This is a genomic window from Streptococcus intestinihominis (genome assembly GCF_046824975.1).
GTDB lineage: Bacteria > Bacillota > Bacilli > Lactobacillales > Streptococcaceae > Streptococcus.
In genome coordinates, this window is the sequence record NZ_JBKQBL010000008.1 from 21,419 (window position 1) to 28,811 (window position 7,393).

A 7,393-nucleotide genomic window follows, 5' to 3' on the forward strand; every position below is an offset into this window, starting at 1 on the left:
CTCCATTTGCTCACGGACTTCTGCGACTAACTCTTCTTGCGTCCGCAGACGTTTTTGATCTTTGGCAATTTTATAGGCCCCAAGGGCAAGAGCACTTGCACTAGCTGCTGCAAGGCTGGATAAAATGATTTTTTTAGCTTTCATACCTCATATTGTAACACAAAATACAAGCTGGGACAACGAAGGAGAATAGTTCTCCCCATCATGACGATCTGCTTTCATTCCCGTCAACTGCCACTACCATCTCGACTAAAAAAGTGATAAAATAACAATCAGAAAGAAGGTAACTTATGACTGATTTATTTTCTAAAATCAAAGAAGTAACAGAACTTCCTGCCATCTCTGGCCACGAAGCGCCTGTTCGCGATTATCTACGCAAACAGATCACTCCACATGTGGATGAAGTGGTCACAGACGGCTTGGGAAGCATTTTTGGGGTACGTCACTCAGAAGTGGCTGATGCTCCTCGCATCATGGTCGCAGGCCATATGGATGAAGTTGGCTTTATGGTCAGTGAGATCAAGGCAGACGGCACCTTCCGCGTGGTGGAAATCGGTGGTTGGAACCCTATGGTGGTCAGCAGCCAACGTTTCACCCTTTTGACCCGCGATGGCCATTCCTACCCTGTCATTTCTGGATCTGTTCCTCCGCATTTGACACGGGGCGCAAACGGTCCTGCCCTTCCCGCAATCGGGGATATTGTCTTTGATGGTGGCTTTGCCAACAAAGAAGAAGCTGAGAGCTTTGGGATCCGTCCAGGTGACACCTTGGTCCCTGAAAGCACTGCAATCTTAACAGCCAATCAGAAAAACATTATCTCCAAAGCTTGGGACAACCGTTATGGGGTCTTGATGGTCAGCGAATTGGCACAAGCCCTCTCTGGACAAGCACTAGCAAACGAGCTCTATGTCGGAGCGACTGTCCAAGAAGAAGTCGGACTGCGCGGTGCAGGGACTTCTGTGACCAAGTTTGATCCGGAAATCTTCCTAGCTGTTGACTGTTCTCCCGCTGCAGATGTCTACGGAGGCCAAGGAGCCATCGGCGAGGGAACCCTCCTTCGCTTCTTTGACCCAGGTCACCTCATGTTGCCAAATATGAAGGACTTCCTCCTCACCACCGCTGAAGAGGCCGGCATCAAGTACCAATACTACTGTGGAAAAGGCGGAACGGATGCTGGAGTAGCCCACTTACGAAGCGGTGGAGTGCCATCTACTACCATCGGAGTCTGCGCGCGCTACATCCACTCCCATCAGACCCTTTACGCTATGGATGACTTCCTTCAAGCCCAAGCCTTCCTTCAAGCCTTGGTCAAAAAATTGGATCGTTCAACCGTTGATTTAATTAAGAATTATTAATATTTTTCCAAAATAATTGTTTTAAACCCCCATTTTGGGGTTTTTTTGATATAATACTGAATGAATATTGCAACGGGTGTTCTTTTGCACTCCCCTTTCCCTATGTGAAAGGCGGAGCACCGCTAAAGATCACCCTCGCTTCTTTATTGGAGGTTTAAATGAAGAAACAAGCTTTTAGTTCCGAAAAGTATTTGAATTTGCAGCGCGATCACATCCTCGAGCGCATCAACCAATTTGATGGCAAGCTCTACCTAGAGTTTGGAGGAAAAATGTTGGAAGATTTCCACGCAGCTCGTGTCCTTCCTGGTTATGAACCAGATAACAAAATTAAGCTTCTCCAAGAACTTCGTGACCAAGTGGAGATTGTGATTGCTATTAATGCCAATAACATTGAGCATTCAAAAGCGCGTGGTGACCTAGGAATCTCTTACGACCAAGAGGTCTTCCGCTTGATCGATAAATTCAACGAATTGGGCATCTATGTTGGCTCTGTCGTCATCACTCAGTATGCTGGTCAACCAGCTGCAGACCTTTTCCGCAAGCAGTTGGAAAAAAATGGCATCGCCTCTTATCTCCACTACCCAATCAAGGGCTACCCAACGGATATGGACCACATCATCTCTCCTGAGGGAATGGGGAAAAACGACTACATTCAAACTAGCCGTAATCTCGTTGTCGTGACAGCTCCTGGTCCTGGTTCTGGTAAATTGGCGACTTGTATGTCCAACATGTACCATGACCAATTGAATGGCATCAAATCTGGTTATGCTAAATTTGAAACCTTCCCAGTTTGGAACCTGCCTTTGCATCACCCAGTGAATTTGGCCTATGAAGCTGCTACTGCAGACCTTGACGATGTCAATATGATTGACCCATTCCACCTCCAAACCTATGGCGAAACAACGGTCAACTACAACCGGGATATCGAAATCTTCCCTGTCTTGAAGCGGATGTTGGAACGCATCCTTGGAGAATCTCCTTACGCTTCCCCAACAGATATGGGTGTGAACATGGTCGGCTTTGCCATCGTGGACAATGACGCAGCGATTGAAGCCTCTAAGCAAGAAATTATCCGCCGTTACTACCAAACCATTCTAGATGTGAAGGCAGAGCGTGTCGGAAACGGAGCTATTAAGAAAATTGAACTCTTGATGAATGACTTAGGCATTTCACCAAAAGACCGCCAAGTCACCGTCCTTGCCCGTCAAAAAGAGGAAGAAACCGGTGAACCTGCCTTGGCACTGGAATTGCCGAACGGAGAAACCGTGACAGGTAAGACTTCTGACTTATTTGGTCCAACGGCAGCTGTTCTCATCAACGCCATCAAGAAATTGGCCCATATTGATAAAGAAACCAAGTTGATTGAGCCAGAATATGTGAAACCAATCCAAGGCTTGAAGATCAACCACTTGGGCAGTCGCAACCCTCGCCTCCACTCAAATGAAATCCTCATCGCCCTCGCCATTACCGCCATGAACCATCCAGAGGCAAATCTTGCCATGCAAGAATTGGGTCGATTGAAAGGGAGCGAAGCCCATTCAACAGTCATGTTGACAGACGAAGATAAGAACGTTCTTCGCAAACTGGGCATTCATGTGACCATGGATCCAGTTTACCAATACGATCGCTTGTACCGCAAATAAAGAAAAGCAAGGCTAGACCGTTGGTCCTAGCTCCATATACAAAAAATCCCCTGAGTGCCTGAACCAGTTGGCACCCAGGGGATTTTTCATAGTTTAATTGGATGGAGAGTTACCTCTCCTTAAAAAGATAGAGGCCCACAATCAGTATCGGGACAAGGAGAAGGGGATACACTTCTTTTGGCAGTAAGTCCGTTTCCAAACTCAACCAAAGGAAAAAAACAGCCAAGACAATCGCAATCAACCATTTTACAAGATAAGATTTCATGACGCCCTCCTGCTCCTAATCTATTTATGCATAGTATACTCCTGCTCAATTAACCTGTCAAGGTAAAAAAAGAGGCTGGGACAAAAGTCCTAGCCTCTCAATTATTTTTGGATTGTCGAGCAAGACGCAGTGGTTGAGTGGGCTCTACTACGCTGATTTCATCAGCTTTTACAGCCCTACTCAACTGTGCGGAGGTGGGACGACGAAATCGAATTCTAACGAATTACCGATTTCTGTTCCACTCTCTTTTGTTTCTTTCACAGCCTCCCACAGTTGTCGGATCTGTTTTCTTTGGACAGGATCCACAAAGTAAGGGGCAATTTCATTTAAGGATTCTAGGACAAATGCCCGTTCTGCCACATACGGATGAGGGAGAATCAAATCTGGACTATAGAGGATCAAATCCTCCATATAAAGGAGATCCAAATCGATGACCCGTGGTCCCCATTTGATCTCACGGACCCGACCCATTTCTAGTTCGATTCCTAGCAAGGTCTCAATCAAGTCTTGGGGCGTAAACCAAGTTTCGACCTCTACGACTTGGTTGAGGAAGCTATCCTGCTCGACCCCTCCCCAAGGTGCTGTCTCAATCTGAGAAGAGGTTTGGAGAATCGTAAGCCCCTTTTCTTCTAGTCTAGATACAGCCGTCTCCAACTGTTGTACCTTATCGCCCATATTGGTTCCCAGACCAATAAAGGCCCGTCTTTTTTCTCGTTCAATCGTGACCGAGCAGGTATCCAAAGGCAGAGGAACTGGAGCCCAAGGTTTTTTCAACTCCAGTCGAACCTTTTTGACAAAGTCATAGGTCGCAAAAATCTTCTCCACAAGCTGAAAAGCCACTGTCTCAATCAAATCGATTTTCTCAGCTTGAACCCAGTCTGTCAGTTGCTCTGCTAAGATTCCATAATGGATTGAAGCCGTCAAATCGCCCGTCCGAGCAGACTTTGTCATCTCATAATCGACACAGACATCCAAGACAAAGCGCTGCCCCAATTCCTTTTCAGCGGAAAACACACCATGATAAGCATAAATTTCCAAATCTTTGATCCGTAATTGATCCACCATAGTCACCTCAGTTTATCTAGGGATTAGTGTCCCATCAGTTTATAGGCTTCGTTTTTCAAGTCTTTATCTGTCTCGAACAAGCCACGCGCTGCTGTCGTTACAGTAGCTGTCCCTGGTTTGCGCACCCCACGCATGTTCATGCACATGTGCTCTGCTTCCACCCAGACAAGGGCTCCCTGCGCTCCCAGATACTCCATCAAGGCATCCGCGATTTCCACTGTCAAGCGCTCCTGGATTTGAGGCTTTTTGGCGTACACTTCCACAGTCCGAGCTAGCTTAGAGAGGCCCGCTACGCGCCCATTTGGGATATAGGCAATGTGGACCTTGCCATAGAAGGGCAAGAAATGGTGTTCACACATCGAGTGGAAAAAGATATCCTTTTCCACCACCATATTGTTATCCACAATCTCAAAAGATTTTGATAGGTGGACTTCCGCAGTTTGGTTGAGACCTGCAAAAATCTCTTGGTACATCTTGGCAATGCGTTCTGGTGTTTCTTGCAAGCCCTCACGGCTTCCATCTTCACCGACGGCATCGATAATCATCTTCACGGCTTCTTGAATTTTCTTTGTATCCATTTCATCTCCTACTGATTTCTTCGATTAGAAAGGCTCTCACTTGAGCCAAAAAGTACAAGGATCCCGTCACTAAGAGGAGATCAGATTGTTGCGATTTTTTTTCTAGATAATGGGTTAAAAACACCTTCCATTCTTGATAAGGCAGGCCTTTTTGATGGGCTATTTCCTGCATGTCTCTCACGGAATAGGCGCGTGAATCCTCAAAGGTCGTCAAGGTTAATTGACTCTTTTCCAATCCGCTCCACAGTTCCAGCATCTCCTCAATCGCCTTGGTCTGGATACAGGTAAACAAGACTTGTTTGTCCAACTGTCCATACCGTTCTTTCATGGTGGCTACAAGAGGGGCTACTGCATGCGGATTATGGGCACCATCTAGAATGATTCGGGGCTGGTTAGAAATAACCTCTAGGCGACCCGGCCACTGGACCCCTTCCCAAGCTTGGAGGATTTCTTCTCGACTTAAGAAAGAGAGCCCCTTTTCTTGACAGAAAGTATCGCATAGAGCCAGGGCCAACCCAGCATTGTCGACTTGATGCAGTCCCATGAGTCCTGTCTTTAGTTGCATTTCTTCCCGATACTGGCTCCGATAGCCAAAAACTTCCCCATCAACCAAAGACGCTTGGTAGCTAACTAAAAAGTCCTGACCTAACAGCTCTACTGGTGCCGATAAGCAGTTCGCCCGCTGCACAATGACTTCTTGAGCTTCCAGTTCCATCCGGCCTAGCAGGACCGGAATCTTTTCCTTGATGATTCCCGCCTTCTCTCGAGCAATGGAGGCCAAATCTGGCCCTAAGAGAGCCACATGGTCCAGGCCAATCGTCGTGATGGCTGTCAACATAGGCTGACAAACATTGGTACTATCGAGACGGCCCCCCATGCCCACTTCCAGAATGACCACATCTGGCTTTTCTGCTGCAAAATAATCAAAAGCCAGGACGGTCATCAACTCGAACTCAGTTAAGCCCAGCAAGGTCTGATCAGAACTGTTTTTTTCAAGCAAGTCCTGATAGAGGTACAGATAAGTCTCTAAATCCTGATCTGAAATGGGAAGCCCATTGATACTGATTTGCTCATGAAAGGAAACTAGATAGGGGGATGAGAAAACACCAACCCGCAACCCTTTTGCCTCTAGTAAAGACCGTAAATGGGCTAGGGTAGATCCTTTTCCATTGGTCCCAGCTAGATGGATTACAGGACAGGCTAAGTGTGGGTTTCCCCTCAAGGCCAGCAGGGCTTCCATTCGCTCCAAACCAAAATGAGGCTCGGAAGAACGATAAGTGGCTAACCAACTGAGATCTACTGTCATATCTCTTCTCTTTTCTTTAGCGATATTGTTTCAAATGAAGGTCCTGCGCTTGATCGGCTTGGTAGACAGCACTACCGATAGCTACCGCCATCTTATGAAGAGGGATATCATGCACACGCACAATTTCTACCCCTTGGCTGGCAGCTACACTCGTCAAATGACTAGAGGCCAAATCCCGATTATAGAATCCTTCTTTCGTTTCAGGGTCAGTCTCAAATCCCTCTTCTTCCAGAATATTGACCACAAAGCGCTTCCGAGAGACTCCTAAAAAGATTGGATACCCCTTAGCATGAATGCTTTTTAAGTCCTGCAAGAGTTGGAGGTTTTCCCGTTTAGTCAAGCCAAAACCGATACCAGGATCTAAGAAGAGTTGATCCGGACTCAATCCCGCCTCCTCTGCTCGCTCAAGGCTCTTAGCAAAGAAGGTCCACATGCAGTCTTGAATAGAGAGACCTTCAAACTGCGCCAACTCCTCTGATGAAAAGGCCGGCTCAAAACCAAAGGTCGGAAAAATGACGGAACTCGGATGATGAGGACGAGCCATGACTGGATTAAACATAAGAATGGCTCCAGCATGAGCTTCTGCAATCACCCTCGCCATTTGCGGATCTCCTAGCAAGCCCGTGATATCATTGACCAAGTCTGCACCAGCTGCTAGGGCTGCACGAGCGACCTCTGACTTCCAAGTATCAACCGAAATCAAGATATCACTCTCTGCTCGAATTGCTTCAATGACGGGCACGACTCGCTGAATTTCTTCCTGAATTTCCACAAAATGACTCCCTGGACGTGTGGACTCCCCACCAATATCCAGTATGCTTGCTCCTTCTGCTATTAACTTTCGAGCTTGCTCGAGAGCTCCTTCTACCGTTTGGTAACGTCCACCATCTGAAAAGGAGTCGGGGGTGACATTGAGGATGCCACATAGAAGAGTCCGATCCTTGCCTAGTTGTCTCCATTCACTCTTTGACATATCTTCCTTCATCTTTCTAAGAAAAGCCAACCAAGCATAGAAAAGAGGTTAGAATCTTTCCAACCTCCGAGTTTGTCTCTATCTGCGCCTAGATGCTTCTTTGGTAGCTTACCAAAGCTTCTGAATAAAACCCATTGGTCCTATCATTCTACCATATTTTAAGCGGGAAGAAAAGAAACCAGAATAGTTATCAGAAAGGCAAAAGCAT

Annotated in this window: 6 protein-coding genes and 2 pseudogenes; 2 read left to right on the plus strand and 6 right to left on the minus strand. The window is 46.7% G+C overall.

All coding sequences use genetic code 11. The features are described from left to right. A pseudogene (locus ACLOR3_RS10100) lies at nt 1-144 on the minus strand (DUF4651 domain-containing protein); the annotation flags it as partial. A 146-nt stretch (nt 145-290) separates the two neighbouring features. Between ACLOR3_RS10100 and pepA the strand changes: the two are divergent. Both pepA and ACLOR3_RS10110 read left to right on the plus strand, forming a co-directional pair. After that, nucleotides 291-1,355 carry a glutamyl aminopeptidase gene (gene pepA, locus ACLOR3_RS10105; RefSeq protein ID WP_129270341.1) on the plus strand — a complete coding sequence of 355 codons (1,065 nt, stop codon included), beginning with the start codon at nt 291-293 and terminating at the stop codon, nt 1,353-1,355. A 158-nt stretch (nt 1,356-1,513) separates the two neighbouring features. After that, nucleotides 1,514-2,998, plus strand: a complete 1,485-nt coding sequence (locus ACLOR3_RS10110; RefSeq protein WP_006595123.1) for a DUF1846 domain-containing protein — start codon at nt 1,514-1,516, stop codon at nt 2,996-2,998. A gap of 109 nt (nt 2,999-3,107) precedes the next feature. On the opposite strand, the gene ACLOR3_RS10115 is transcribed toward ACLOR3_RS10110, so the two are convergent. The 5 genes and pseudogenes from ACLOR3_RS10115 to folP form a co-directional block, all read right to left on the minus strand. Next, nucleotides 3,108-3,263 (minus strand): hypothetical protein, encoded by a 156-nt coding sequence (locus tag ACLOR3_RS10115; protein ID WP_164555426.1) that lies wholly within the window; start codon nt 3,261-3,263, stop codon nt 3,108-3,110. Nucleotides 3,264-3,515: 252 nt separating this feature from the next. Continuing rightward, nucleotides 3,516-4,325: pseudogene (folK, locus tag ACLOR3_RS10120) on the minus strand (2-amino-4-hydroxy-6-hydroxymethyldihydropteridine diphosphokinase); the annotation flags it as partial. A gap of 26 nt (nt 4,326-4,351) precedes the next feature. Then, nucleotides 4,352-4,906, minus strand: coding sequence for a GTP cyclohydrolase I FolE (folE, locus tag ACLOR3_RS10125; protein WP_048717524.1), 555 nt, complete (start codon nt 4,904-4,906; stop codon nt 4,352-4,354). Between the two features lies 1 nt (nt 4,907). After that, a complete protein-coding gene (locus ACLOR3_RS10130) occupies nt 4,908-6,212 on the minus strand; it encodes a bifunctional folylpolyglutamate synthase/dihydrofolate synthase (protein ID WP_048717522.1) in 1,305 nt (434 codons plus the stop codon). A gap of 16 nt (nt 6,213-6,228) precedes the next feature. After that, nucleotides 6,229-7,185, minus strand: coding sequence for a dihydropteroate synthase (gene folP, locus ACLOR3_RS10135; protein WP_048717520.1), 957 nt, complete (start codon nt 7,183-7,185; stop codon nt 6,229-6,231). Between the last annotated feature and the right edge of the window lie 208 nt (nt 7,186-7,393).